The 24,441-nt window shown below is 66.1% G+C and carries 23 protein-coding genes; 2 read left to right on the plus strand and 21 right to left on the minus strand.

The genetic code is table 11. From position 1 onward, the window contains the following. On the plus strand, positions 1 to 306 hold a 306-nt coding region (locus QHC78_RS20240), incomplete at its 5' end, for a Tn3 family transposase (RefSeq protein WP_319747819.1). Between the two features lie 112 nt (positions 307 to 418). On the opposite strand, the gene QHC78_RS20245 is transcribed toward QHC78_RS20240, so the two are convergent. The 13 genes from QHC78_RS20245 to QHC78_RS20305 all read right to left on the minus strand — a co-directional run bounded on the left by QHC78_RS20245 (position 419) and on the right by QHC78_RS20305 (position 14,234). Next, a complete protein-coding gene (locus tag QHC78_RS20245) occupies positions 419 to 1,714 on the minus strand; it encodes a xanthine dehydrogenase family protein molybdopterin-binding subunit (protein WP_319747821.1) in 1,296 nt (431 codons plus the stop codon). After that, positions 1,714 to 2,193, minus strand: coding sequence for a (2Fe-2S)-binding protein (locus tag QHC78_RS20250; protein WP_319747822.1), 480 nt, complete (start codon positions 2,191 to 2,193; stop codon positions 1,714 to 1,716). Before QHC78_RS20250 ends, QHC78_RS20245 begins: the two co-directional genes overlap by 1 nt. A gap of 17 nt (positions 2,194 to 2,210) precedes the next feature. After that, complete coding sequence (locus QHC78_RS20255) at positions 2,211 to 3,074, minus strand: FAD binding domain-containing protein (RefSeq protein WP_319747824.1); 864 nt, start codon at positions 3,072 to 3,074, stop codon at positions 2,211 to 2,213. Between the two features lie 25 nt (positions 3,075 to 3,099). Next, a complete protein-coding gene (locus QHC78_RS20260) occupies positions 3,100 to 4,563 on the minus strand; it encodes a UbiD family decarboxylase (protein ID WP_319747826.1) in 1,464 nt (487 codons plus the stop codon). 70 nt (positions 4,564 to 4,633) lie between these two features. Next, positions 4,634 to 5,617 carry a Bug family tripartite tricarboxylate transporter substrate binding protein gene (locus QHC78_RS20265; RefSeq protein ID WP_319747827.1) on the minus strand — a complete coding sequence of 328 codons (984 nt, stop codon included), beginning with the start codon at positions 5,615 to 5,617 and terminating at the stop codon, positions 4,634 to 4,636. Positions 5,618 to 5,859: 242 nt separating this feature from the next. Then, a complete protein-coding gene (locus QHC78_RS20270; protein WP_319747829.1) occupies positions 5,860 to 8,223 on the minus strand; it encodes a xanthine dehydrogenase family protein molybdopterin-binding subunit in 2,364 nt (787 codons plus the stop codon). Continuing rightward, positions 8,220 to 8,762, minus strand: a complete 543-nt coding sequence (locus QHC78_RS20275; protein ID WP_319747831.1) for a (2Fe-2S)-binding protein — start codon at positions 8,760 to 8,762, stop codon at positions 8,220 to 8,222. Before QHC78_RS20275 ends, QHC78_RS20270 begins: the two co-directional genes overlap by 4 nt. Further along, on the minus strand, positions 8,759 to 9,640 hold the full coding sequence (locus tag QHC78_RS20280) for an FAD binding domain-containing protein (RefSeq protein WP_319747832.1): 882 nt from the start codon (positions 9,638 to 9,640) through the stop codon (positions 8,759 to 8,761). The genes QHC78_RS20275 and QHC78_RS20280 overlap by 4 nt, the downstream gene beginning before the upstream one ends. A gap of 101 nt (positions 9,641 to 9,741) precedes the next feature. Beyond that, on the minus strand, positions 9,742 to 10,671 hold the full coding sequence (locus QHC78_RS20285) for a helix-turn-helix domain-containing protein (RefSeq protein WP_319747834.1): 930 nt from the start codon (positions 10,669 to 10,671) through the stop codon (positions 9,742 to 9,744). 159 nt (positions 10,672 to 10,830) lie between these two features. Next, positions 10,831 to 11,496 carry an SRPBCC family protein gene (locus tag QHC78_RS20290; RefSeq protein ID WP_319747835.1) on the minus strand — a complete coding sequence of 222 codons (666 nt, stop codon included), beginning with the start codon at positions 11,494 to 11,496 and terminating at the stop codon, positions 10,831 to 10,833. 131 nt (positions 11,497 to 11,627) lie between these two features. After that, entirely contained in the window at positions 11,628 to 12,356 is a 729-nt protein-coding gene (locus QHC78_RS20295; protein WP_319747837.1) for a class II aldolase/adducin family protein, read from the minus strand. 10 nt (positions 12,357 to 12,366) lie between these two features. Next, the gene (locus QHC78_RS20300) at positions 12,367 to 12,867 is read right to left on the minus strand and encodes an aromatic-ring-hydroxylating dioxygenase subunit beta (protein WP_319747839.1); all 501 of its coding nucleotides are present in this window, start codon (positions 12,865 to 12,867) and stop codon (positions 12,367 to 12,369) included. Further along, positions 12,864 to 14,234, minus strand: coding sequence for an aromatic ring-hydroxylating oxygenase subunit alpha (locus QHC78_RS20305; RefSeq protein WP_319747841.1), 1,371 nt, complete (start codon positions 14,232 to 14,234; stop codon positions 12,864 to 12,866). The genes QHC78_RS20300 and QHC78_RS20305 overlap by 4 nt, the downstream gene beginning before the upstream one ends. A gap of 181 nt (positions 14,235 to 14,415) precedes the next feature. Here QHC78_RS20305 and QHC78_RS20310 point away from each other — a divergent pair, with 181 nt between their 5' ends. Continuing rightward, on the plus strand, positions 14,416 to 15,393 hold the full coding sequence (locus tag QHC78_RS20310) for a Bug family tripartite tricarboxylate transporter substrate binding protein (RefSeq protein ID WP_319747842.1): 978 nt from the start codon (positions 14,416 to 14,418) through the stop codon (positions 15,391 to 15,393). 200 nt (positions 15,394 to 15,593) lie between these two features. Here QHC78_RS20310 and QHC78_RS20315 read toward each other — a convergent pair whose 3' ends face one another. The 8 genes from QHC78_RS20315 to QHC78_RS20350 all read right to left on the minus strand — a co-directional run bounded on the left by QHC78_RS20315 (position 15,594) and on the right by QHC78_RS20350 (position 24,429). Beyond that, on the minus strand, positions 15,594 to 16,610 hold the full coding sequence (locus QHC78_RS20315; protein ID WP_319747844.1) for a LysR substrate-binding domain-containing protein: 1,017 nt from the start codon (positions 16,608 to 16,610) through the stop codon (positions 15,594 to 15,596). Next, positions 16,607 to 17,590, minus strand: coding sequence for a Bug family tripartite tricarboxylate transporter substrate binding protein (locus tag QHC78_RS20320; RefSeq protein WP_319747847.1), 984 nt, complete (start codon positions 17,588 to 17,590; stop codon positions 16,607 to 16,609). The genes QHC78_RS20315 and QHC78_RS20320 overlap by 4 nt, the downstream gene beginning before the upstream one ends. Before the next feature lie 155 nt (positions 17,591 to 17,745). Then, positions 17,746 to 18,453 carry a class II aldolase/adducin family protein gene (locus QHC78_RS20325; RefSeq protein WP_319747849.1) on the minus strand — a complete coding sequence of 236 codons (708 nt, stop codon included), beginning with the start codon at positions 18,451 to 18,453 and terminating at the stop codon, positions 17,746 to 17,748. Next, on the minus strand, positions 18,450 to 19,448 hold the full coding sequence (locus tag QHC78_RS20330; protein ID WP_319747851.1) for an NADPH:quinone oxidoreductase family protein: 999 nt from the start codon (positions 19,446 to 19,448) through the stop codon (positions 18,450 to 18,452). Before QHC78_RS20330 ends, QHC78_RS20325 begins: the two co-directional genes overlap by 4 nt. A 4-nt stretch (positions 19,449 to 19,452) precedes the next feature. After that, positions 19,453 to 19,896 carry a PaaI family thioesterase gene (locus QHC78_RS20335; protein ID WP_319747854.1) on the minus strand — a complete coding sequence of 148 codons (444 nt, stop codon included), beginning with the start codon at positions 19,894 to 19,896 and terminating at the stop codon, positions 19,453 to 19,455. Further along, a complete protein-coding gene (locus tag QHC78_RS20340) occupies positions 19,893 to 21,554 on the minus strand; it encodes a class I adenylate-forming enzyme family protein (protein ID WP_319747856.1) in 1,662 nt (553 codons plus the stop codon). Before QHC78_RS20340 ends, QHC78_RS20335 begins: the two co-directional genes overlap by 4 nt. Before the next feature lie 39 nt (positions 21,555 to 21,593). Beyond that, a complete protein-coding gene (locus QHC78_RS20345; RefSeq protein WP_319747858.1) occupies positions 21,594 to 23,948 on the minus strand; it encodes a xanthine dehydrogenase family protein molybdopterin-binding subunit in 2,355 nt (784 codons plus the stop codon). Positions 23,949 to 23,958: 10 nt separating this feature from the next. Then, positions 23,959 to 24,429: a (2Fe-2S)-binding protein gene (locus tag QHC78_RS20350; protein WP_319747860.1), complete on the minus strand. Its 471-nt coding sequence runs from the start codon at positions 24,427 to 24,429 to the stop codon at positions 23,959 to 23,961. Between the last annotated feature and the right edge of the window lie 12 nt (positions 24,430 to 24,441).

A 24,441-nucleotide genomic window follows, 5' to 3' on the forward strand; every position in this document is an offset into this window, starting at 1 on the left:
GCCATTTATACCGGCCGGATCAGCCCGGCGCAGGCCAAACGTGTCGATGAAATGCAGGCTGTGGCCGATGCGTTGAGCCTGATGGCCAACATCGTGATGGCGTGGAATACCTCACAGATGCAGGCGGTCCTGGATCGCTGGTCGAACCGCCGCCAGGTCATTCCACCGGAACTGATCGGGAAGATTGCGCCCACCAGGCTGGAGAGCATCAACTTGCGGGGTGTGTTTCGCTTCCCGGTTGACCGCTATGCTGACCAAATCCTGCCTTCGCGGCCAAATGCATCGATAACTGGCACCAATGGATGAAACCGACCACGGTTTGACGCCACGAATCGCAGATTTGAAAGTGAACAGGAAAGTCAATGAAATCAACGATCTACCAACACCACCTCCGCGCCAGTGCTAGCTTTTCGTACCGTCACTTATTGCACTGAAAACGAGGAGACCCCAGATTGCGCCGGCGCATTTCCAGGCGGTCCAGGCGGAGATCCTGGGCAGCCATCTCCATCAGCCGCTCGCAGAAGAAGCAGCCCTCGTAGCGCCCGGGGCCGCGGTAGGTGCCGGCCGGGGTCTTGTTGCTGGTGATGGCCCGCGCCTCGAAATGGATGTTGGGCACCTTGTATGGCCCGGCCAGGAACTGCGACACGTTGCGCACCGGCGTCATGCCGTTGGGACGCACGTAGGCGCCGATGTTGACGTTGATCGTGCCGCGCAGGCCGATCACCGTGCCGTCGAGTTCGCAGGCGATCTCCAGCTCGGCCTCCATCTCGCGCGCATGAGCGATGGCCAGGAAGTGCTCGCGGCGATCCTCGATCCACTTGATGGGCCGGCCGAACTTTCTAGCGGCGAAGGCCACCAGGAAGTCTTCGGGATAGAACTCCCCCCTGGCGCCGAAACCGCCGCCCACGTCGAGCTCGATGTAGTCCACCGAGGTTTCCGGCAAGCCCATCATCTGCGCCATCGCGCGGCGGTTGAAGAAGGGCAGCTTGGCCGCGCCCGACACCGACAGGCGTTGTTGCTGCTCGTCCCACTCGGCCAGCAGGCCACGAGTCTCCATCGGCATCGCGGTCTGCCGCTGGGTGCTGAAGCGCTCGCGGCGCACATAGGGCGCGCGCCTGAAGGCGGCATCGGCGTCGCCGCTGTCGGCCGTGAACACCGAGGCGATATTGCTGCCGGTGTCCGGGAACAGCAGCGTTTCGCCGCTGGCCGAAGCCTGCGGGTCCACTACGGGCGGCAGCGGGTCGATGTCCACCCATATCTCGGCCAGCGCATCCTCGGCAATCTCGGCCGTGTCGGCCAGCACCATCGCCACCGGTTCGCCCACGTAGCGCACGCGGTCGCGTGCGATGACCGGCTGTGCGTAGGGGGCGATGGTGGGGTTGGGGCGGCGGAACGGAATGGTGGGAATCTCGCCGTCGATATCGGCGGCGGTGATGACCGCGTGCACGCCGGGTATCGCCAGCGCCGGCGATGTGTCGATGCTGCGCAGCACGCCGTGCGGGTAGGTCGAGCGCAGCATGGCGGCGTGCCATTGGCCTTTGCGCTTGATGTCGCCGATGTACCGGCCCTGGCCGCGCAGGAAGCGCTCGTCCTCGACGCGCTCGACCGGCTGGCCCACGTAGCCCACGGCACCGGCGGCCGCCTGCTGGCCTGCTGGCGCCGGCGAGGCAACTTCGTTGCGCGGATCGTTGACGAATTTGTCGACGAGCTCCATCAGCGTCCTCCCGCGGCTTGCTGGTAGAAGGCCCGGGCCTCCAGCGCCGCCTCGACGATAGGGACATAGCCGGTGCATCGGCACAGGTTGCCCGACAGCACATCGCGGATCCGCGCTTCGTCGGCCCACGGGTCTTCGGTAAAGAGCGCGTGCAGGGTGGTCAGCATGCCAGGCGTGCAGAAACCGCATTGCAATGCGTGGTGTCGGCGGAAGGCCTGCTGCAGCGGCGAAAGCTCGCCGCCGTGGGCCAGGCCTTCGACCGTGGTGACGGACGCGCCTTCGGCCTGTACCGCCAGCATCAGGCAGGAGCGCACGGCGGCGCCGTCCACAATGACGGTGCAGGCCCCGCACACCCCGTGCTCGCAGCCGGCATGGGTGCCGGTCAGTTCGAGCTCGTCGCGCAGGCAGTCGCACAGCGTGGTGCGTGGCGCGACGTCCACCTCGGCCGGGCGGCCGTTCACTTCCAAAAGAATGTTCATGTCTCTTTCCCCCGGCGTCAGGAGCGGGCAGCCGCCGCGGCGAGCGCACGCTCGACCAGGGTGCCGACCAGGGCGCGCCGGTAGTCGGCGCTGGCATGGATATCGTCAGGGGGCGTCACCGACGCGGAGGCGAGGCGGGCCGCCTCGGCGATCGCCGGGCCTTCCACGCGCTGTCCATTGATCGCCGCTTCCACGGCAGGCAGGCGGCGAGGTATGTCGGTGGCGCCGATTACGCTCACGTGGGTGTTATGCGCGCAGCCGCCGCCGTCCTCGTCGTAGTACAGGGCGATGCCGGCATAGGCAAAGTCGCCGCGGCGCAGCGCGAATTCCTCGAACGCCCAGCGCCGGACCGCGGGCCAGGACGGAAAGCGCACCGCCTGCAGGATCTCGTCATGGGCCAGGCAGGTGGACAGTGGGCCGGTAAAGAAGTCGGCCGCCGCCACCCGGCGCGTGCCCGACGGTCCGAAGACCTCGAGCTCGGCCTCGCAGGCCACGACCACACCGGGCATCTCCGAGGCCGGGTCGGCATGCGATAGATTGCCGCCTATCGTGCCCCGGTTGCGGATCTGGTAGTGGGCGATGTGGCCCACTGCCTCGGCTACCAGCGGACAGGCCCGGCGCAGGCGCGCCTCATCCTCGATGTCGCGCCAGCGGGTCATGGCGCCGATCCGCACACCATCGTCGCCGATGTCGATGCCGCGCAGCCCCGGCACCCGGGCCAGGTCCACCAGTACCGTGGGGCTGGCCAGGCGGAAGGCCATCACCGGCACCAGGCTCTGGCCGCCGGCGACCAGCTTGGCCCCGCCTTCCTGTTCGGCGAGGATGCGGGCCGCTTCTTCCAGCGAAGCTGGCCGGCGGTACTCGAATGCGGGTAGCTTCATCGTGTCCCTCGGCTCGGCTGCGTGCTCAGTTGGGCAGGTACTGGCCGAACTTGGCGCGCACATCCTTCTCGAGCTGTTCGCTCGCGCGTACGACGATGGGGAAGGTGTCGCGGCGGCCGAAGGGCTTGCAGGCGTCGATCACGACGCGGGCGTTGCGCGGGTCTTTCTCCGAGTACGCCATGGGGTCGAGTGCCGAGCTCCAGCAGCCGCGGAGGATCTCCATGCCCTCGCGCGGATCGCAGCGCGTGCACATGGCCCAGATGACCTTGTCCATGTCGGCCGGATTGATGTCGTCGTCTACCACCACGACGAAGCGGTTCACATAGGCGCCTGCGTGGCACTGCGAGGCAATCAGTCCGGCCTGCTTGGCGTGACCCGCGTACTGCTGCTTGATCGCTACCGTCAGCCACAGGCGGCTGCCGCCGGCTGCGTGCGACCACACGCCCTTGACCTCGGGTACGCCGGCCGCCTCGAGCTGGTTCCACACCGCGCCCGAACGATAGGAGCCACGATAGAAGGAGTCGTCGTCGGGCGGAATACCGGGAATGGCGCCCAGCAAGACGGGGTCGTTGCGGGTCATCAGCGTTTCGACGTGGATGACCGGCTCTTTCTTGAGGCCTCCGGCATAGTAGCCGGTCCATTCGCCGAGCGGACCCTCGTCGATCTTGTCGTTGGGGTAGATGAAGCCCTCGAAGGCGATCTCGGCATGTGCCGGGATGGGTAGGCCGGTCTTGGGACCCTTGATGACTTCGACGGCCTCGCCGATCAGGCCGCCGGCTGCGTCGAACTCGTTCTTGCCGTGCGGGATCTCCAGGCCGGCGATCATGAACAGCGCCGGATGCATCCCGGCCACTACCACCACCGGGCACGGCAGCCCGCGCTCGTGGTACTTGCGCTGGATCATGTCGCCATGCTTGCCCTTGGAGCACATGACGGTGGCGATTTTCTTGTCGTGGGCCTGTACCCGGTAGGCGCCGTAGTTGACCCAGCCGGTATCGGGATCGCGCATGATGACCATGTCGCCGGTGCCGATGTAGTAGCCGCCGTCGTGCTCGTGCCACTTGGGCACCGGAATCTTGAACAGGTCGATTTCATCGCCGGTGTAGACGTTCTCGAGTATCGAGCCGGTCTCGACCTCGACCGGGGGAATGGTCTTGGCCTCTTTCATATACTTGCGCCAGTGCTGCACCAGTTCGATCTCGGTGCCCTCGATCGGCAGGCCCAGGGTGCGGTTGATCCGGCGGATCGACGTCAGGATGTTGGCCAGCACACGGTGGCCCTTGGGATAGCCGGGCACCTCGTCGAACAGCACCGCCGGGTTGCCGATCTTGCGCTGGTAGATGTCGACGATGCCGCCGATCTCGCGCTCGCGGTCCGCGCCGGCAATGTGCTGGATCTCTCCCAGCTCTTCCATTTCTCGGAGCCAGGCGCGCAAGTCTTGCTTGGGGGAGGGGGTGTCTGCCGTCCGGGTGTATTTGTCGGTGTTCATAACGGATGCTGCTGCACAGGGTGGTCAGAAAGCGGCCCGGTTGATGCCGGGGTGGCGGTGGATAGGAAGATCAGTTGGCGGCGGTTGCGCGCAGGTTGGCGCGATCGATGACCGTGCGCCACTTGGCGATTTCCTCGCGCATGCGCTGGCCCGACTGCTCGGGCGTGGTGGCCAGCGGGGTGAAGCCGAGTTCGTCGAACTTGGCCTGCACGTCGGCGGTCTCGAGGATCTTGGTCAGTAGGCCGTTGAGCTTGGCGATGACTGGCCCAGGCGTGCCGGCGGGTGCCATCACGAACAGCAGCGTTTCGGCCTCCTGGCCCGGATAGCCGGCTTCGGCCAGGGTCGGGACGTCGGGCAGCGCGCGCACGCGCTCGGGGCTGGTGACGGCCAGCGCGCGCATTTCCTTGTTCTTGATCAACGGCACCGCCGGCGGCAGGCCGGAGAAGGTAATGGGGGTGTGGCCGCCGACCGTGGCCTGCAGGGCCGGCCCGGCGCCGGTATATGGCACGTGGATGATGTCGAGGCCGGTGCTTTGCTTGAACAGTTCGCCGGACAGGTGCGGCGTGGTGCCGATGCCGGCGGAGCCGAAGCTGAACGTGTCCGGCGCCTTGCGGATCTGTTCGACCAGGTCCTTCAAGGTCTTGGCCGGATGGTTCATTTTCACCACCAGCACATTGGGTGAGGCGGCCGCGATGGTGATGGGGCTGAAGTCCTTGACCGGATCGTAGGGCACCTTGGCCTGGAGGCTCGGGTTCACCACGAAGCTCGAGCTGGTCACCATGATGCTGTAGCCGTCCTTGGGTGCGCCCGCTGCCGTGCGTGCGCCGATGTTGCCGCCTGCGCCGCCCACGTTGTCGACGTAGAAGGACTGGCCGGTGGCTTCGGTCAGCTTCAAGGCGAGGATGCGCCCCATCACGTCGACCACGCCGCCGGGGGCGAAGGGAACGATGACGCGCACGGCGTGGGAGGGATATTTGTCCTCGGCCTGGGCGGCGGGAATCGCCATGGGAAGAGTCATTGCCGCCAGGAGTACCGCACAAGCCTTGCTGTTCATTTCACGACCCCGTGTTGAGCTGTGTTGATAATGGATTTTATGCCATTAAAAGAACTAAACAGGATAATGAGCCGTTTTTTGAACAGTGTAAAGCTTATGAATCCACTAATGCCGAGTGTTTATGAGGGGAGGGGAAAGCAAGAAGCGGGCAGTGCAAGGCCCTGGTGCAAGTGCCGAAGCATCACCAAAAAAGAGCCCCATGCCGGGGCGGGAATGAAGGCAAATGGTGCGCGGCGCCGCCCTTAGGCGGGCGCGCCTTCCTCAGCCAGGACGGGCGTCTGTTGCGCGTTGCGCGCTGCCTCGATCTTGGCCAGCAACTCGACGGGCGATACCGGCACGCGGTCGATGTGGACGCCGTAGTCGGAAAGAGCATCGTCGATGGCCGAGGCGATGGCCGCCGGTATCGGCAGTACGCCGGCCTCGCCGCAACCCTTGAGCCCCAGCTCGTTGAGCGGCGAAGGCGACTCCACGTGCAGCAGCGTGACCGGCGGCATTTCAGTGGCCGTGACGAGCAGGTACTCGGCCAGGTTGGTGGTGACCGGCTGGGCGTTGTCGTCAAAACCCATGCGCTCGTAGAGCGCGTTGCCGATGCCGTGGGCGATGCCGCCCAGTACCTGGCCCTCGACCATTTGGGGATTGATGACCGTGCCGCAATCATGCACGAACACGATATTGCGCAGCGTGACCGCGCCGGTTTCCTCGTCGACCTCGACTTCCACCGCCGCACAGGCATTGGCGTAGGCCATGAGGTCGATCAGTACGTTCTCGGTCGCTTCGATGCCCGGCGTGCCGGCCGGCAGGTAGAAGCCGGCTACCCCGCCCGAGGCACGCGCGAGCTTCGCGAAGTCGGCGCGCGCACCGGACGAGGCGACGACCTCGCGCCCTTCGATTCGCAGGTCATCCTGCGGAACCTTGAGCGCCGCGGCCGCTACCGCGAGCAATTGTCCGCGCACGCGAAGGGCGGCCTTGTGGGCCGAACTGCCGGCCATGACGGCCTGGCGGCTGTTGAAGCCGCCGAAACCCAGCGACACCTGCGCCGTGTCGCCGGCGATAATCGCCACATTGTCCAGGTCGCCGCCGAGCTGCTCGGCCACCACCTGGGCCAGCATGGTATGCAGGCCCTGGCCCATGGCCGCCGCGCCGGTATAGACGTGAACCTTGCCGTCGGTGCCGATCTGCACGCGCACCTGTTCATAGGGGCCCCGGCCCGTGCCTTCCACCGAGTTGGCCAGTCCCAGCCCCAGCCGTTTGCCCTGCTTGCGCGCGGCCGCGCGTCGTTCGGCAAAGCCGTTCCAGCCGACCGCCTCCAGCGCCATGGCCTGGCAACGCGGGTAGTCGCCGCTATCGAGCACCACCTGCATGCCGCCGCGCGTGACCAGCGGCGTGGCATAGGGCATGCGCTCGGCCGGCACAAGGTTGCGGCGGCGCACCTCGGCGCGGTCGAGATTCAATTCGCGCGCCACGCGGTCCATCAGCCGCTCCATCGCGAAGACCCCTTGCGGCTGGCCGGCGCCGCGCACGGGCGTGACGGGCACCTTGTTGGTCGTGACGCACCTGGCGTCCATGCGGTAGGCGGGAATCACGTAGGCCAGCGGCATGGCGGCGATCGAACCGTAGGGCACGTTGGTGCCGCGGGCGGAGTAGGCGCCGTGGTCGTGCAGCACCGAACCCCGGACGCCGAGGATGCGCGCGTCGTTGTCGACCGCGATCTCGACCTCCCAGATCTGGTCGCGTTCCTGGGTGGTGGAAGTGAAATGTTCGCGGCGATCCTCTATCCACTTCACAGGACGCTTGAGCATCAGTGCCGCCGCAGAGACGGCCGCTTCCTCGGGATAGAACACCAGCTTGGGCCCGAAGCCGCCACCCACGTCCGGCGTGATGACGCGCACTTGGTCCGGACTGCGTCCCAGCAGGTCGCAGAGGAACTGGCGCGCGGCCATGGGGGTCTGGGTCGAGCTCCACATGGTCAGCAGGTCGGACAAGGGGTCGTACTGCGCGACGACTCCCCGTCCTTCCATCGAATGGCTGCCGCCGCGGTGCTGGGACAGGCGTTCGCGGTAGACGTGCGGCGCGTTGGCGAACACCGCATCGACGTCACCATAGCCCAGGCTCAGCTCGGTTACCAGGTTGTGGTCGGCCCAGCTATGGGCGACGGGACTGCCGGGCTCGAGGGCGGTTTCGCAATCGGCCACGACAGGCAGCGCATCGTAGTCGACGAACACCATGGCGGCAGCGTCTTCGGCCAGGTAGCGGTCGTCGGCCAGCACCATCGCAATCGGCTCGCCTACGTGTAGGACTTCGCCGGTCGCCAGGATGGGGCGATGCAGGTTGAGCTTGATGTTGGGCGCGGGCAGGGCGGTGACGAGTTCCGTTTCCTTGAGCAGGGGCCTGAGCTCGTCCAGCGTGAGCACGGCGCGCACGCCGGGCGCCGCAGCTGCCATCGAGGTATCGATCGCGAGGATCCTGGCGTGCGCATGAGAGCTGCGCACAAAGGCCGCATGCAACATGCCGGGGGCGTCGATGTCGTCGACGAAGCGCGCGCGTCCGGTCAGCAGGGCGGCGTCCTCGACACGCCCCATCGGTCGTCCGAAGGTCTTGCCTTTCATGCGGAGGCTCCTTTACGCATGCGCTCGGCCGCCAGCAGCGTCGCCTTGACGATGCCGTCGTAGCCGGTGCAGCGGCACAGATTGCCGGAGATCGCCACGCGCACATCCTCTTCGGTGGGCGCCGGGTTGGTGTCGAGCAGTTCCTTGAGGGTGGTCAGCATGCCGGGAGTGCAGAAGCCGCACTGCAGGCCGTGGGTCTCGTGCAAGGCCTGTTGCAGCGGATGCAGCGTGCCGTCCGCGGCGGCGAGGCCTTCCACCGTCGTCACCTCGTGCTCGTGCGCCTGTACCGCCAGCATCAGGCAGGCTCGCGTGGACAGGCCGTCCACCAGTACGGTACAGGCGCCGCACACGCCGTGCTCGCAGCCGATGTGGGTGCCCGTAAGCTTCAGGCGGTGGCGGAGGAAGTCGGCCAGGGTCCAGCGTACGCGGGTCTCGGCGGTATGGGGGACGCCATTGACGGTGACGGTGACGACGCGCGTCTGTTCCGCGCTGTCGTCGAGATCGGCCTGGGCCGGCTGGATCATCATGGTGCCGTTCATTGGAGGACCTCTTGCGTGGAGGCGGCGCGCGCGGCCGCCGAGGCCAGCGCGCGGCGGGCCATCACGACGGCCAGGCTGCGGCGGTAGTCGGCGGTGACGAGCGCATCGTCCATGGATTCGATATTGCGGCACGATTCGGCCGCTTCGCGCAGCACGGCGTCGGTCGGGACCTGGCCCGCCAGTGCCTGCTCGACCTCGCGCATCCGCAACGGCGCCGAACCGACACCGCCCAGGGCGAGGCTGGCCCGCGCGATCCTGCCGGCGCCATCGAGCAACAGCAGGGCGGCGGCCGAGACGATGGCGAAGTCCCCGTGACGGCGCGAGAATTCTACGAAGGCCGAGCCATGGCCCGCGGGCCAGGGGGCGTAGCGCACGCCGACCACCAGCTCGTCGGGTTCGACATTAGGCATCATATAGCCGAGCGGAAAGTCGCCGAAGTCGATTTCCCGCCGGCCGCGGGAGCTGGCGATCTCGACCACCGCGTCGCAGGCGGCCGATACGGTGACCAGTTCGGCCGCCGGATCGAGATGGCACAAAGAGCCGCCCAGCGTGCCGCGGTTGCGGGTCTGCCGGTGGCCGACATGGAGCAGGGCCTCGGCCATGAGCGGCAGCCGCTGCGCGATAAGGGGAGAGAATTCGAGGTCGCGCTGGCGCGTCATGGCACCGATGTGCAGCAGGCCGGGCTGCTCTTGGATGCCGGCCAGGCCGGCAATGCGGTTGAGGTCGACCAGGTGATCGGGCAGGGCGAACCGCATATTGATCATCGCCATCAGCGATTGGCCGCCCGCCAGCGGACGGGCATTTTCCAGCGTACCCATGAGCCCGAGCGCGTCTTCGAGTGTGTGGGGATCGTGATACTTGAAGACTGACGGTTTCATGACGATCTCGCGGCGCTATAACTTTTTTGGGATTGTATCCCTATTTTGGTACGCCGACAATGCGCAGCGCCCCGCGATTTTCCATTGGGACCGCGTGGGTCCTACTTGGCGTTGGCGCGCTTGCGCAGGGGCGTCGGGGCGGCCGGTTCGTCGCGGTGCTCGTCGAGCAGGTGGCGCAGGAATTTGGCGGCGGACTCGCCCTTGAGCGCGGTGCGCCAGGCATCGTTGACGATGTTCTCGTGCAGCGCGATGGCCTCCGGCGCCGAGGTCGCCATGGCGACGCCGACGCGGATATTGGGATCCTCGCCCAGGCGGAAAGGGCTGATGGTGATCGTGCGCTTGCCGTCCTCGCGGAAGATCTGGAATCCATTGTGCGGGAGCGTGTCGCGCACCAGCCCGATCTGCACCCCCATCGAGTCTTCTTCGATGAGCGAGGCGAAGTGCTCGATTTCCTGGCGTGCGATCTCGAGCCGCTTGGCGCGCTTGGTGTCCGACAAGGGCCGCCGGCCGATCAGGCCGTTGGTGAGGAACTTCTCGATCTGCACGGTCGACATCAGGTTGACGATATTGGGCCGGCGGCGCTTGTAGGTCTGCTTGCGCGCGTGCAGGATCTCCATGATGGCGTCGACGTCGGCCAGGGTGCGGTCGCGGCGGGGGGCGTCGTCGGGAACGCTTTCGCGCAGGACCTGTTCCAGGGCCACTTCGAACTGGTCGGAGGCGAGCAGGAAGGAGATCGGGCCCGCCAGCACGATGATCTGGTCGGCGCTTTCTTCGAGCTGGCGAGTGCGCTCGAAGTAGCTGACGGCCGAAGGCATGTATTCCATGCCCACGCCGAGCAGCGTCGGCATCGAGACTTCCAGCAGTTCGGACAGCTTTTCCAGGGTTTCGATCTTGGCCAGCTCGCCCTTCTCGAAGCGGTACAGCGCCGTGCGCGAGATGCCGATGCGCTGTGCGATTTCGTCAGCGCTCAGGCCCGATGCCAGGCGGAACGCCTTCAGGCGCCTGCCGATGTCCTCGTATTGCAAACCCATGTATGCCGTCCCCTTGTTGAAGCTCGGTTCTCCGCGCGCGACGGCCGTTTGACGGCCGCCGGGCTGGGCGTCATCTTACAATGTATGCCGTTTTCGGTATTCGCGCCGGGTTTCCGCCGGGACGTCCATGCGGCGGCGCGCGGTCATCCTGATGGCTCGTCAGCGGGCCCCGAACCAGCCGCGTATGGTCGCCCACAGGGTCGAGAGAAGTAGCGAGAAGCCGCTGATGGGCTTGGCCGGCTGTGCCGGAGGCGGCACGCGCCGCGGCTGCGCGGCGGGCGTAGCTGGCGTGGCGTTCGCCGGCGCGGCATCGGCGGCGTTGACAGGCGCCGCGGCGGGCGCGGCCGCAGGCGCCGGCTCCTCCGCAGCGACCAGGTCCGGGATCTGTGCCTCGAGATTCCGGGAGAATTGCGCGATGATCTGGCTGGCCAGCGTCTCTACCATGCCCGCGCCGCGGCCGTACTGGGCCACCGCGCCGAACAGGTTGAGGTCGGTATCGATGGTCACCAGCGAACCCTCCGGCGCCGGTTCCAGCCGGAAGGCGATCAGCGCATTGGCGTTGCCGCGGCCTTTGGCGTCGGCTCCCTGGGCCTTCAGGCGCGCGCGGTGAGCGGTGTTGTCGATCTCCTCGAACACGGCGGTGCAGACGAACACCAGCGCCACCGGCCCCAGCTTGACCGACACCTTGCCCTTGAAGGTCTTGTCGTCGACGATCTCGACCAATTCGGCTCCGGGCATGCAGGGCACGATGCGCTCGATGTCCATCAACAGCGGCCAGGCTTTGTCGGGCGGCAGGGAGACGTTGAAACGGTTGGTGAATTTCATCGAAAATCCTCAGGGGGCTGGGGAACAGTAGATCTGGAAGGTCTTGGCAATTTTAATCGAAATTACCAAAAAAATAGCAAATATCCAAAAATATTACAGCCCCCTCGGCCTAGCCTGCTGCAACCGCGCTCTCAGTCCGCGAACCCGGGATCGAGGCGGTAGGCCAGGCGCAGGCAGGCGGCCCAGTCCTTGGCGCCGCTTTGGGCGGGATCCTCGAAATTGATCTGCGATGCCCCGAAGGCTGCGATATCGTCCGGAATCAGATGGACCTCAGAGCCGCCCGCCAGCGCGGCGATCTGCCCGCGGCAGGCCATTTCCAGATAGTTGTGGTCCACCAGGGCCTCTTGCACCGTGCGCCCGCACACCAGGGCCCCGTGGTTGCGCAGCAGGGCGACGCGATGCGGGCCCAGGCTGGCGATGAGCGGGGCGCGCTGCGACATATTGAATTCGTAGCCGCCGAAGTCATGGTAGGCCAGGCGCTTGTAGAACTTCACGGCATGCTGGTTGATCATCAGCAGCCCGTGCTTTTGCGAGGCCACGCCCATGTTGGCCGGGGTGTGGGTGTGAAAGACGGCGTTGATGTCGGGCCGCGCCTGCAGAATACCCGCATGGATGACGAGGCTGCCGCCTATAAGCCGCGGGCCGTCGTGCATGGGGGTGCCGTCGAAGCGGTACTTGCGCAGCGACGAGGCCGTCACCTCGCCAAACATCTCCGTTCCTTGCTTGATCAGCAAGGTATCGGGTTCGTCCAGGACCCGCACGGAAAGGTGGTTGTAGGTGAGGTCTTCCACGCCATAGTGGGCAAGCAGGCGGTAGCAGGCCGCCAGGTGGATCCGCTGTTCCCGTTCGGTTTCGCTCATGGTCGCGCTCTCAGACACAGTAGATATCCAGCATCGTGGGGACGTAGTCGTTCACCAGCTTGATGTGCTTGCGGCGGATGCGCCAGCCGTCGCCGGCCCTGGCCAGGTGATACTGGTTCGAGCCGAAGAATGCGTGCGGATCGCGGTGGCGCGGGAAGACCACATGGCAGCTCCAGCTCGTGCGCACCACGCAGTGGTCAGCGCTGCCCTCCTGCAGCAGCGGCGTGCCGATGATGTGAGTGGTGCGCGGCAGCGGCGAAGAGGCCGGGGATTTTCGCGACCGGATACGGGCAATCCGGTCTTCCAGCCCCGCGCGGCTGGCGTAGTAGATGTGCGACAGGCCCGTGGCCGGGCTGTCGTTCATCGCTTCTTCGGTACGCCACATGGGCATCCAGAATTCGCAGTCCTGCTCGTACAGCGCGAGCCAGTCGGCCCAGCGGTGCTCGTCCAGAAGCATGGCTTCGGTGTAGACCAGGTCAATGGCGGTCTGCCGCAATTCTGCCGGCATCATTGCAGTTCCTCCCGGGCGATGCCCTTGCGCATCAGTCGTTGCCACTCGCGATAGGGCGACAGAAAGCACATTTCCTGCTGCAGCTCGAAACCGCCCTCGACCGAGCCGGCGGGCGTGATGCCGAGCTCGCGGGCAATCGCGCTGGGTTCTGTCTGCAGCACCGCGCGGCCGCGTTCGCAGCCTTGTGCGTACTGGAAGCTGGGCTTGAACCCGCCCGCGCTCTGGTAGCCCTCCTGGCAGTCTTCGTAGACGACCGTGTCGTCCGGGGTGGCAAAGCCAGCCGGGTTGAAGAAGTCCTCGAATTGGCGCAGGCGCCAGGCACGGCGCTCCGGCGATTCGCCGATGGGCGCCATGCAATAGACGCGCATCTCGGTTTCATCGACGGAGATCGGCCGGAAAGTCCGGATGAGCAGCGAGGTGGCATCGGCAATCTGCATGTTGGGGAAGATCACGCAGTTCTTGAGGTTCAGCATCCACTGGGCGCGCAGATCGCCCAGGCGTTCGCGGATCTCGTCGATGACGGGCCAGATCGGCCGCTTTTCCGCCTCGGGTTGGCTGAGCCAGTTCAGCGCATGGCCGTAGTCGAAGAGAAAGGTGCCGCCGCGCTGGGCTTCGCGTTTTTCCCAATCGAACTGGCGGGCCGCCTGGTTGCCTTCGCCATGTTTGCGTTTGGCCTGCACGTCGAGGAAGCTCGAATGCGTCGACGTGAGGTGGTAGTAGTCCATGCCGTTGTCCATCTGCAGCTTCCAGTTGCCCCGGTAGCTGTAGACCGCCCGGCCGGGCACGAACTCCATGCCTTGCGGACTTTGCTCCATGTAGAGGTCGATGAAAAAGCGCAGGTCGCCCAGGTAGGTCTCCAGCGAAGGCACGTCGTCCACCAGGCAGCCGAAGACCAGGCCCTTGTAGGTTTCGACGCGCGCGATCTGGATCAGGTCGTGGTCGCCGGCCTTGAAGGCCTCGCTGTAGTGGCCGGCCGCTTCGGCCTTGATGGTGAAGTTGCGGCCGGTCGTGTCGTAGGACCATCCGTGGTAGGGACAGGGAAAGTACTTGCGGCGGCCTTGCTCCTGTATCAGCAGCTTGGCGCCCTTGTGGCGGCAGGCGTTCAGGAATACGCGAATCTTCATGTCTTCGCCGCGGCTGACGATCACCGGCACCCGGCCGATGTAGGTGCTGAAGAAATCGAAGGCGTTGGGCACTTGTGACTCGATGCACAGAAAGCTCCAGCTGCGTTCGAAGATCAGCTTCTGTTCCAGCTCGAAGATCTCGGGATCGGTATAGATGTCGCGGTGCACGCGGAAGATGCCTTCGTCCGGCCGGTCGTCGATGCATCGCTCCAGTTTTTTCCGCAAGGCTTCGGAAATCATCATGGGCTCCAGGGGGACAGATCGTGCCAATGGTAAAGAGCAAGCGCCGCGGCGGCGCATGAAATTTACTTAACCGGTGGGATAGAAAAAATCGCTTAGGGCGAGGCGTGCATGGTCTCAAAATGGCGGCACAAGAAGTCATGGAGGAGCAGTCGTGTTCAACCGGCCATCAAGCGAGATCTTCATGCGACAAGACACTTCGAGTTTCCTAGCCAAGTGGGTTTTGATATTGGCTGCAACCTGTATCGCCGCTTCGGCCTCTGCGCAGAGCTATCCCGGCAGGCCTGTGCGCTTCGTCGTTCCATTCGCTACCGGGGGCGGCAACGACTTCCTGGCGCGCGACCTGGGCAATGAGCTGCAGGTGCGGCTGGGGCAAAGCTTCATCGTCGAAAACAAGACGGGTGCGGGCGGCTTGATCGGATCCGATCTCGTGGCCCGGGCCCCGGCTGATGGCTACACGCTGCTGATGGCGGCAAACTCCGCAGCGATTGTGGACGCGGCATCGAAGGCGCCGCCGTTCCGCCTGTCGCGCGACCTGGCAGGGGTAGCCATGGTGGCGAACATTCCGATGATTCTCGTCGTGTCCAATAATGTGCCGGCCAAGTCGGTGCAGGAGCTGATCGCCCTGCTCAAGGAAAAGCCGGGTGCCTACAACTATGCGTCGGCCGGGCCGGGCACCATCATGCACATGACTTCCGAAGTGTTCGCAGCCGAAACCGGGACGTCGATGGTGCACGTTCCCTTCAAAGGCGCGAGCCAGATGATTCCGGAAGTGATCGCGGGGCGCGTCCAGGTTCTGTTCGGCGCAGCCAACTCCTTGATTCCTTTCATCAAGTCCGGCCAGGTGCGGGCGCTGAGCGTGGCGGGCGCCAAGCGTTGGCAAGGCATGCCGGAACTGCCGACCCTGATGGAAAGCGGCGTGCCGGTCGACCTGAACATCTGGTATGGCGTGCTGGCGCCCAAGGCGACCCAGCGTCCGGTCATCGACAAGCTCAACAAGGAAATCAACGCCTACCTGGCAACCGATGCGGCCCGGCAGAAACTGGCGGCGCAGGGCATGGAGCCGATGATAGGCACCCCCGAAGAGTTCGATACCTTGATCAAGAACGACGTGGAGCGCTGGACCCAGGTCGCCAAGCAAGTCGGGTTCATGATCGAATAGGGATCCCCCCTGAAAGCCCACCCCCCTACGCTGCGCGTGTCCCCCTCGAGGGGGCGGCACGGGCGGACCGGCGACGCCGGATCCGCGGTGCCCCGGGGTCTGGTGCGGCGGCTTGGGGGAGTACTGTTGCTGTCGCTGGCCGCCGGCGGGTAGGCCTTGCTTGGCGACTTCGTTTTGCCCTGGGCTGGCGTGGGCTCTTTCTAGCGTGGGGGCTTTTTCTTTGCTGTGGAGGGGCGCGGCTTGCGGGGTAGGGCCTTTTTGACTTCGGTGGCTGTGTCGGCGGCTTCGCGGCGCAGCCAGGCCATGAAGGCAAGGATGTCCTCGCGCTGTTCGACCTTGTCGTTGCCTACGACGTGATACGCATTCTGCAGGTCGATGACTATCGGGAGGGGAGCCAGCAGGGATTTCTTCGCGAGTTCGTCCAGGGCGAGGACAGGTGTGGTGGCAACCACGCCCAGGCCTTCCAGCGCTGCGGAGATCGCCATGAAGGCATGAGTGAATCGCGGCCCTGCCGTCGTGTCGATGCCGCTTACGCCGGCGCCTTCCAGCCAGCTCTGCCAGAAGGATTTATTGCCGTAGAGGGATTCCCGGTCGTCGTGCAGCAGGCAGTGGCAGGCGAGGTCTTCCGGGGTCTTCAAGGGTTGGCGGCGCAGCAGCTTGGGGCTGCACAGGGGCGTGATGCTGACGTCGAACAGACGCTCCGCGTGCAGGCCGGGGTAGAGCCCGTTCCCGTACAGCAGCAACAGGTCGGTTTCGGCGGCCCAGGCATGGATGGCGCCCACCCCGGCCCGGGCGCCGCGCCGCCGGTCGAACGGCCCCACGCGGGTAGAAACCTGGACGTCGATGTCCGGGCGTTCCAGAGCGAAGCGATACAGGCGCGGCATGAGCCAGCGCATCGAGAACGAGGGCGAGGAAGCGACCTTCAGAACCTGGGCCCGGGCATGGATGCGGATCTGCTCGACGGACTCGCGCAGGCACTCCATGCCCTCTTGCAGCCTGGGAAGGCACATGCGGGCGGCGGGAGTGAGCTCGATGCCCTGGTTGAAGCGGCGGAACAGCTGGACGCCCAGAATGGCCTCGAGCTGGCTGAGCTGGTGGCTCACCGCCGCGGCCGTGACATGGAGCTCCTCCGCAGCCTTCTTGAAGCTCAGGTGGCGTGCTGCCGCCTCGAACACCCGCAGTGCATTGAGCGGAGGCAGCCGGGGCCGCGTCTTCATTCCGCCTTGATGCCCGCCTCTTTGATCAGCGAGCTCCAGCGTTTTTGCTCCTCGTTCACGAAGCTGGCAACTTGCTCGGTCGAGAGGTAGGCAGGGGTGTCGCCGGTCTTTTCGATCAGTGCCTTGATTTCGGGGTCGGCCAGCGTTTTGCGGACGGCCTCGTTGATGGTCTGGATGACCGCGGGCGGCGTGTTGGCCGGCGCGAACAGGCCGGTCCAGAACTGTACGTTGAAGCCCGGAATGGTTTCTGCAACGGTGGGCACGTCGGGGAAGTCGCGGCTGCGCTCGGGGCCGGTCGTGGCAATCGCGCGGATCTTGTTCAGCTGGATGAAGGACTTGGCCGGAGGGATGGTCGAGAACGAGAAGTCGAGCTGGCCGGCAACGAGGTTCGACATGGCAGGCCCGCTGCCCTTGAAGGGAATGTGCGTGAACGGCGCCTTCGTGTAGAACTTGAGCATTTCGCCCGCCATATGGGGCGTGGTGCCGATGCCTGCGGAGGAATAACTCAGGCCGCCCGGCTTCTTGAACGCGGAGGCGACCAGCGTGGTCAGGTTCTCGACGGGCAGGCCCGTGTGGACCGTCAGCACCAGGGGGGAGCGGGTGATCGTGGAGATGGGGAGGAAATCTTTCTTCAGGTCATAGCCGACATTGGGCATCAGGCCGGTATTGATGACGAAGGCAGGATCGGCGAACAGCAGCGTATAGCCGTCGGGATTGGCCCGCATGACGGCGCTTGCGCCGATGGTGCCACCGGCCCCGGGCTTGTTCTCCACTACGATGGACTGGTTGAGGGCGCGTTGCAGGCCACGGGCCAGCACGCGGGCCGCCGTGTCGGTGCCGCCGCCTGGCGCGTAGGCGACCACCAATGTGATGGGACGTTCGGGAAAGGCCGCGTGTACGGCTGCCGGCGCGCCGATCGCGGCGGCAATCGCGGCCGCGGACCAGGAAAGGCGAGGCGGGAAGAGATCAGACGGTGACATGAGCAACTCCGGTTTTCCAAAGGGTGCAAGGGGACGGCCAGGCAAGTACCGACGGAGCCACCTAAGCAAGTTGCGTTCCAATTTTGGTAAATAGACCGTTTTTTGACTTTCCTGGTCGAACTTGGCCACTCGGCCCGACGAAGGCCGGGTGCCGGTTACTTCAGCCGCGACTGCCAGTAGTTGCGCGCGCGGGCCATCGCGGAGGGCGCGATCTGGGATGCCTTGCTGACTTCACCCGGCGTCAGGCGGTCGACGTGGCCCTGTAGTTGTGCCTGGTGCTGGAAATGGGCGTTGGCGCAACTGGTGACCGCGCGGAACACCAGTTCCGTCAGGTTGCGGGCGACGACCGTCGCACCATGGCGCCGCATCAGTACGCACCAGTGTGGGCCGAGGGCGCGCGCCAGCGAGGCGCCGTGATCGGTATTGCTCAGGAGCAGGTTGGTGTCGCCGAACTCGTCCTGGCTGTCCCAGAACGGCACCTGCTCTCCCATGAAGGCGCCATGCTGATAGACCGGGACGAGCGGCGTGCCGCTGATGCAGAACGGCATGATGGCCGCCGCGTGGTGGTGGCAGACGGCATGGACGTCGGGACGGGCGCGGTAGATTTCACCGTGGATGAAGCGCTCGATGTAGAGCGATTCACCTTGGGTGTCGACCGGCTGCGACCGCTCGTCATACTCCAGAATGTCTGGCGCTCGCACGAGCTCCGGCGCGCGCGAGCAGGACATCAGGAAATGCCCGGGGCGTTCCGGGTGCCGCACGCTGACGTGGCCGAAGGCATCCAGGACATTCTCGTTGGCCAGTATGTGGTTGGCGGTAACGAGTTCGGCAATCAGGGTTTCGGTGCTTGCGGAAACGCTCATGACCCGGCCTCCATGGTCAACACCAGCCGGCCGGGCGCGCTGCGGTTCTGCAGATGTGCCAGCGCTTCGGCGACCCGCTCCAGCGGATAGGTCGTGACCTTGCCGGGGTTCAGCTTGCCTTCGGCATACAGCCGGAAGATCTCGTGGATGCAATGCGCCATCTCGTCGGGCGTGCGCTTGCGGTAGTCGCTGACCTGCAGGCCGCTGACTTCCATGTTCTTGAGCATGACGTAGTTGACCTTCAGGGTGGGGATGCGTCCGGCGGCGAAACCCACCACGACCAGACGGCCGCGCCACGCGACGGCCCGGATCGCGGCGTCGAAAATGTCCCCGCCCAGCGGATCGATGACGATGTCGGCGCCCGCGCCGGCGGTCTGTTCGCGAACCTGCTCGCGCAGGCTGTCGATCAGTTGCGGACGCGACAGGTCGACGATACCGTCGGCCCCGGCCGCGAGTACCTGTCCGGCCTTGGCGGCACTGGACACCCCGGCCAGCACGCGCAGCCCGTAGGCCTTGGCCAACTGGATGCTCGCCAGGCCGACGCTGCCGGTCGCGCCGAGAACCAGCACGGTTTCTCCGGGCTTGGCCCGCGCGCGTTCGCATAGCGCGAACCACGCGGTGTCGAAAGCCAGCGACATGGCGGCCGCGTCGGGGAACGAGAGCGAGTCGGGCAGAGCGAAGCAATCCTTGGCCGCGACGGCCACTTTCTCCGCGTAGCCGCCGTGCTCGGCCAGCGTCAGCACGCGATCGCCGGCGCGCAGGGTCTCGACGCCCGGGCCGACGGCGCTGACGATGCCGGTCGGCAGTTTGCCCGGCGCGAAGGGACGGTCCGGCAGGAACTGGTACTTGCCGGTGATGACCAGCGTGTCGACGAAATTGATGGCGGTGGCCCGTACGTCCACGACGACCTGGCCGGGCCCGGCTACCGGATCGGCCGTGTCTGCGACGCGCAAGGATTCGACGGGACCGAACTCATGGATGAGGGCTGCGCGCATGGGTTTATTCCTTGGGTGATGGAACGTGGACGCTGAAGGTGCCCCGGCCGACGGCCACGACCCGCCCATCGGCGGCGTCGACGACTTCGACGTCGGTGCGGGCGATCGTCCTACCCAGCTGCAAGGTATGGCCGCGGGCGATCAGGTCGCCGGCCGGCGCCGGACGGAGGTAGTCGATGCGCAGGTCTATGGTCGGGGCCATGCGCTGCGTCTGGACGGCAACGGCGGCATGCGCCGTCAAATCGATGAGTGCTGCGATGACTCCGCCGTGCACGTGGCCGGACCCGGCCGCGCGGCCGAAATCCGGCCGGTACGGCAGGCGCACGGCGACCCGGCCGGTCGCCGGGTCGGCTTCCAGTGCCTGCGGCCGCAGTACGGCGTGGAAGGGCGGGTGGGCCAGTTCGTGGCGCAGGCGGGCCAGCGCTTCCGCGGCGGAGGGCGTGCTCATGCCTGTTGTGCCGGCTGGAAGCGCACCGGTGTGACGTTCAGGCGGCCGTGCTGCACGTCGTCGACCAGGGCCCGCTTGTAGATCTTGCCGCTGGCGGTCAGCGGGATGTCCTTGAGCTCCACCATGTATTCCGGCATGTCATAGCGCGACAGGCCCGAGGCGTCCAGGTGGCGCAGCAGTTCATCGAAAGTGGTGGACTGGCCGTCGCGCAGCGAATAGGCCAGGCAGACTTTCTCGCCCAGGCGGGTATCGGGCACGGGTACGACCGCCGCGCGCGCGACCGCCGGATGCTGCAGCGTGAGGTTCTCGATGCGGGCGGGATAGATGTTGTGACCCCCCCGGATGATGAGTTCTTTCTTGCGGCCGGTGATGACCAGGTAGCCATCGGCATCCTGCTTGCCGAGGTCGCCTGTCATGAACCAGCCGGACTGGTTGAACGAGCTTTCGGTCGCGGCCTGGTCGTCGAAATAGCCCAGCATCAGGCTGGCGCCGCGGCCGCCGATCTGGCCGATCTCGCCTGGCGCGGCTTCGCGGTTGGGGTCGTCGATCGACCAGATCTTCACTTCGTAGTTTTCGCAGGCCTTGCCCGAAGTCTGGATGATGCGCTCGGGCGGATCGTCCGGCAGGGTGTAGTGATGCGAGCAGGCCTCGGTCATGCCGTAGCCGCTTTGCGGCTTGACGCCGTAGCGCAACAGTTCGGCCACCACTTCCTTGGGCGCCGACGCCCCCGAGATCCGGAACCCCGTCAGCCGGCCGACGTTGCTGGCCTCGCGCTCGCGCAGTTCCGAGAGCAGGTCGATGGCGTGCGTGGGCACGCCGAAGAGGAAGGTGCTGCCGGTTTCGAGCAGGCGATCCAGAATGCTGGTTCCGCGCGGCTGATCGTGCACTACCAGCTCGGCGCCGGTAGCGAAAGCCGAGATCATGGCGCCGAAGCCCAGGTTGTGGCTGAGGGGGCTCATGGTATAGAGCACGGACTCGGAACCGAAAGACCAGTCCTTGGCCATGGCGCGGGCATTCGACAGCAAGGTGTTGTCGCTGTGCATGACGCCCTTGGGCTGGCCCGTCGTGCCCGAGGTGAAGGCCAGGTAGACCACGCGGTTGGGGTCGTCCGAAGGCTCGGGCTGGGATTCGGCGCAGCTGGGCAGCATGATGCCGCTGGTGTCGTCGGCCACGCGCTCGATACGGATCACGCGGCGCAGGCTGTCCTGTTCCTTCAGCAGTTCGAAGATGTCGTGCCGCCTGGCATCGGCGCCGTAGCCTGTCTCGCCGATGAACGCCGCGGCGCGCACCCGCTTCATCAGCCCGGCGATATCGCCCGCGGTATGGTCGCGATGCAGCGAAGGGCAGCAGGTGTAGGAGTTGCGCGAGCAGGCCAGCAGCGCGATGGCGGTCTCCACGCGGCTGGGCATCCAGACGCCCACGCGCTGCCCGGGGCGCACGCCGGCCGCATGCAGGTCAGCCGCCAGCCCGTCCGCTGCGGCGATCAGCTCGCCGTAGGTCAGCCGCCGGCGGCGGTCGCGGATGGCATAGGCCTGGGGGTTGCGCCGGGCTTGCTCCCGGGCGGCCAGGTAGATGGTCTGGTCGGACCAGTACCCGGCGGCGTAGAAGGCGCGGATTTGCGAGGCACTCAGTAGCGTGAGAGTCGTATTGATCATCATCGTGGTAGGGAAGCCCCCGCGGCGGCGGGGGCGGGCGTTTCAGGAATCGGCCTGCCGAACGTTCAGCAGGGCATGGATGGCCATCGGAGTGACGGGAAGTTCGGTAACGAAGCCGGGTGCATCGAGCGCATCGTCCACGGCGGCGGCAATGGCGGCTCCGACGGCGTTGGTGCCGCCTTCGCCGGCACCTTTCAGCCCAAGGGGGTTCAGCGGGCTGGGCGCGTCCTCGGTGATCATCACGTCGACCTGTTCCGGCATCTCCTTCGCGGTGACCATCAGGTAGTCGGCAAAGGTGGTATTGAGCGGTTGCCCGCTTTCGTCATAGGTGAAGGCTTCGTACAGCGCGCCGCCGAGTCCCTGGGCCAGGCCGCCGACGATCTGCCCGTCGATCAGCATGGGGTTGACGGCGCGGCCGACGTCGTAGGCCACCAGATAACGTTCCACCTTGACGTGCCCCGTGCCGGGATCGATGCAGACCTGGGCCACGTGCACGCCATAGGGGTAGTTCATGTGTTCGCTGTAGAACCAGCCTTCGGCGCGAAGCCCGGGGGGGCGCCGGCCGACCGTGCGCGAGCCGGCGTGGACGTAGCGGGCGATTTCCTCGAGCCGGATGCGGCGGCCGTCGGGCTGGTCGCGCAGGAACACGCAGCCTTGCGCCATGTCGACGTCCTGCAAAGAGACGCCCAGCATTTCTGCGCCGATGTCGAGCGCCTGTTCGCGCAGCTTGCCGGTCGCAATCTGGGTGGCCGAGCCCGACATGACGGTGACGCGCGAGGCATGGGCGCCATTGCCGAATTCGATCAGGTCGGTGCGGCTGTGCACGACGCGCACGCGGCGGTAGTCGATGCCCAGGCCGTCGGCGCAGATCTGCGCCAGCACGGTTTCCATGCCTTGGCCGACCGATGCGGCGCCGGTTACGAGCTCCACCGCGCCGCTGGTATCGACCGTGATCCGCACGCCGTCGGAAGGCCCCAGGCCGGACTTCTCGACGAACATTGCCAAGCCCAGCCCCACCCGCTCGCCCGCGGCCTTGCGGCGGGCCACGTCGGCCTTGGCTTGATCCCAGCCGATCCGCGCGAGGCTCTTGTCGAGCAGGCCGGCGTAGTCGCCGGAATCCAGCACGACGTCGGTGCCCAGCGCATCGAGTGGCCGGGCATAAGGCATTTCGTCGCTGCGGATCAGGTTGCGGCGGCGCACCTCGACCGGGTCCAGGCCCAGGTGTTGGGCGATGGCGTCCATCAGGCGTTCGCGCACGAAGGTGGTCTCGTATCGCCCCGGCGAGCGGTAGGTGCCGCACGGGGTCTTGTTGGTCAGGCGGTAATGGGCCTCTACCGTATAGGCCGGAGCCCGATACGGGCCGAGCAGCAAGCCCGCCGCCATGTCGGCCACCCGTGCGCCGTGGGTGCGTACATAAGCACCGTTGTCGTGGTAGATGCGGTTGCGGATCCCCAGCAGGCGGCCCTGGGCATCGATGGCGGCCTCGATCTGGTGGCGCTGCTGGCGCGAATGGTTGGTGGCCATGAGATGTTCGCGCCGGTCCTCGATCCACTTGACCGGGCGCTTCAGCCGCAGGGCCGCCAGGCACACGAGCACGTCCTCCGGGTAAAGCTCGCCGCGCACGCCGAATCCTCCGCCGACGTGGTCCCCCTGGACATGGAAGCGCGAGGGACTGCGTCCCAGCATCTTGGCCATTTCATCGCGGTTCCAGTGGTTCTTCTTGGCGCCGCCGTACATTTCCAGCACGTCATGGGCGGCGTCATAGCGACCGACCGCGCCACGGCATTCCAGCGGCACGCCCGAGTGGCGGCCGACGGCGAGATCCAGCGCCACGACCGCATGGGCGGCGGCGAAGGCCTGGTCGATATCGCCGTAGCCCTTGCGGATGACCGCGGGCTCGGTAGAGTGACCCGCTGCGAACTCGCCGGGTTCGGCCGACGCATCGAGCAGCACGGGCAGCGGCTCGATCTCGGGCCAGATCATGTCGGCGGCGTCTTCGGCCAGGTATGGATCAGTGGCAAAGACCGCCGCCACCGGTTCGCCGACGTAGCGCACTCTGTCCTGTGCCAGGATGGGCTGGCAGTAGGGATCCAGGCCTTTGAGCGCCGTGGCGCGGTACGGGATGGGCGGGACGTCCGCCACGTCGGTGCCGGTCCATACCGCCACCACGCCGGGCATGGCGCGCGCCGCTTCGGTGTCGATCGCCAGGATCTTGCCGTGTGCGATCTGTGCGCGCACGACACGCATGTGCAACTGGTGCGGGAAATTCACATCACCGGCGAAGCGAGCCTGGCCCTGGAGCAGCGGAGGGTCCTCCAGGCGCTGAACGGAGCGGCCGATATGCTCGCCGGTGCCTTGCACGTCGGCCTCGACCTCATGGTAGGCGTGGATGTTCATGCGCAGCTCTTCAACGGGTGGCGTCGCGGACGGTTTTCACCGCGGCCACGATGTTTTTGTAGCCCGTGCACCGGCACAGGTTCGAAGACAGCGCCTCCAGAAGTTCCTCGTCGCCGATGTCCGGCGTTTGCTCGAGCACGCTGGTCGCCAGCATGAGGAAACCGGCGGTACAGAAGCCGCACTGCAGTGCATGGCGCTCCATGAACGCCTGCTGCAGCGCAGTCAGTTTGCCGTCCCAGGACAGCCCTTCGACGGTGCGGACCTTCGAGTCTTCGGCCTGGACGGCGAACATCAGGCATGAACGCACGGGCTGGTCGTCGACCAGTACCGTGCATGCGCCGCAGACGCCGTGCTCGCAGCCGATGTGCGTGCCGGTCAGGCCGCAATCGTCGCGCAGCGCGTCGGCCAGCGTCCTGCGGGGCTCGACGGTGATGGGATATTGCGCCCCGTTGATCGACAAGGTGATTTCGCGTTTGGACATGGCGAGTTCCGG

The sequence above is a fragment of the Pigmentiphaga sp. genome, from assembly GCF_033795525.1.
Classification (GTDB): Bacteria; Pseudomonadota; Gammaproteobacteria; order Burkholderiales; family Burkholderiaceae_B; genus Pigmentiphaga.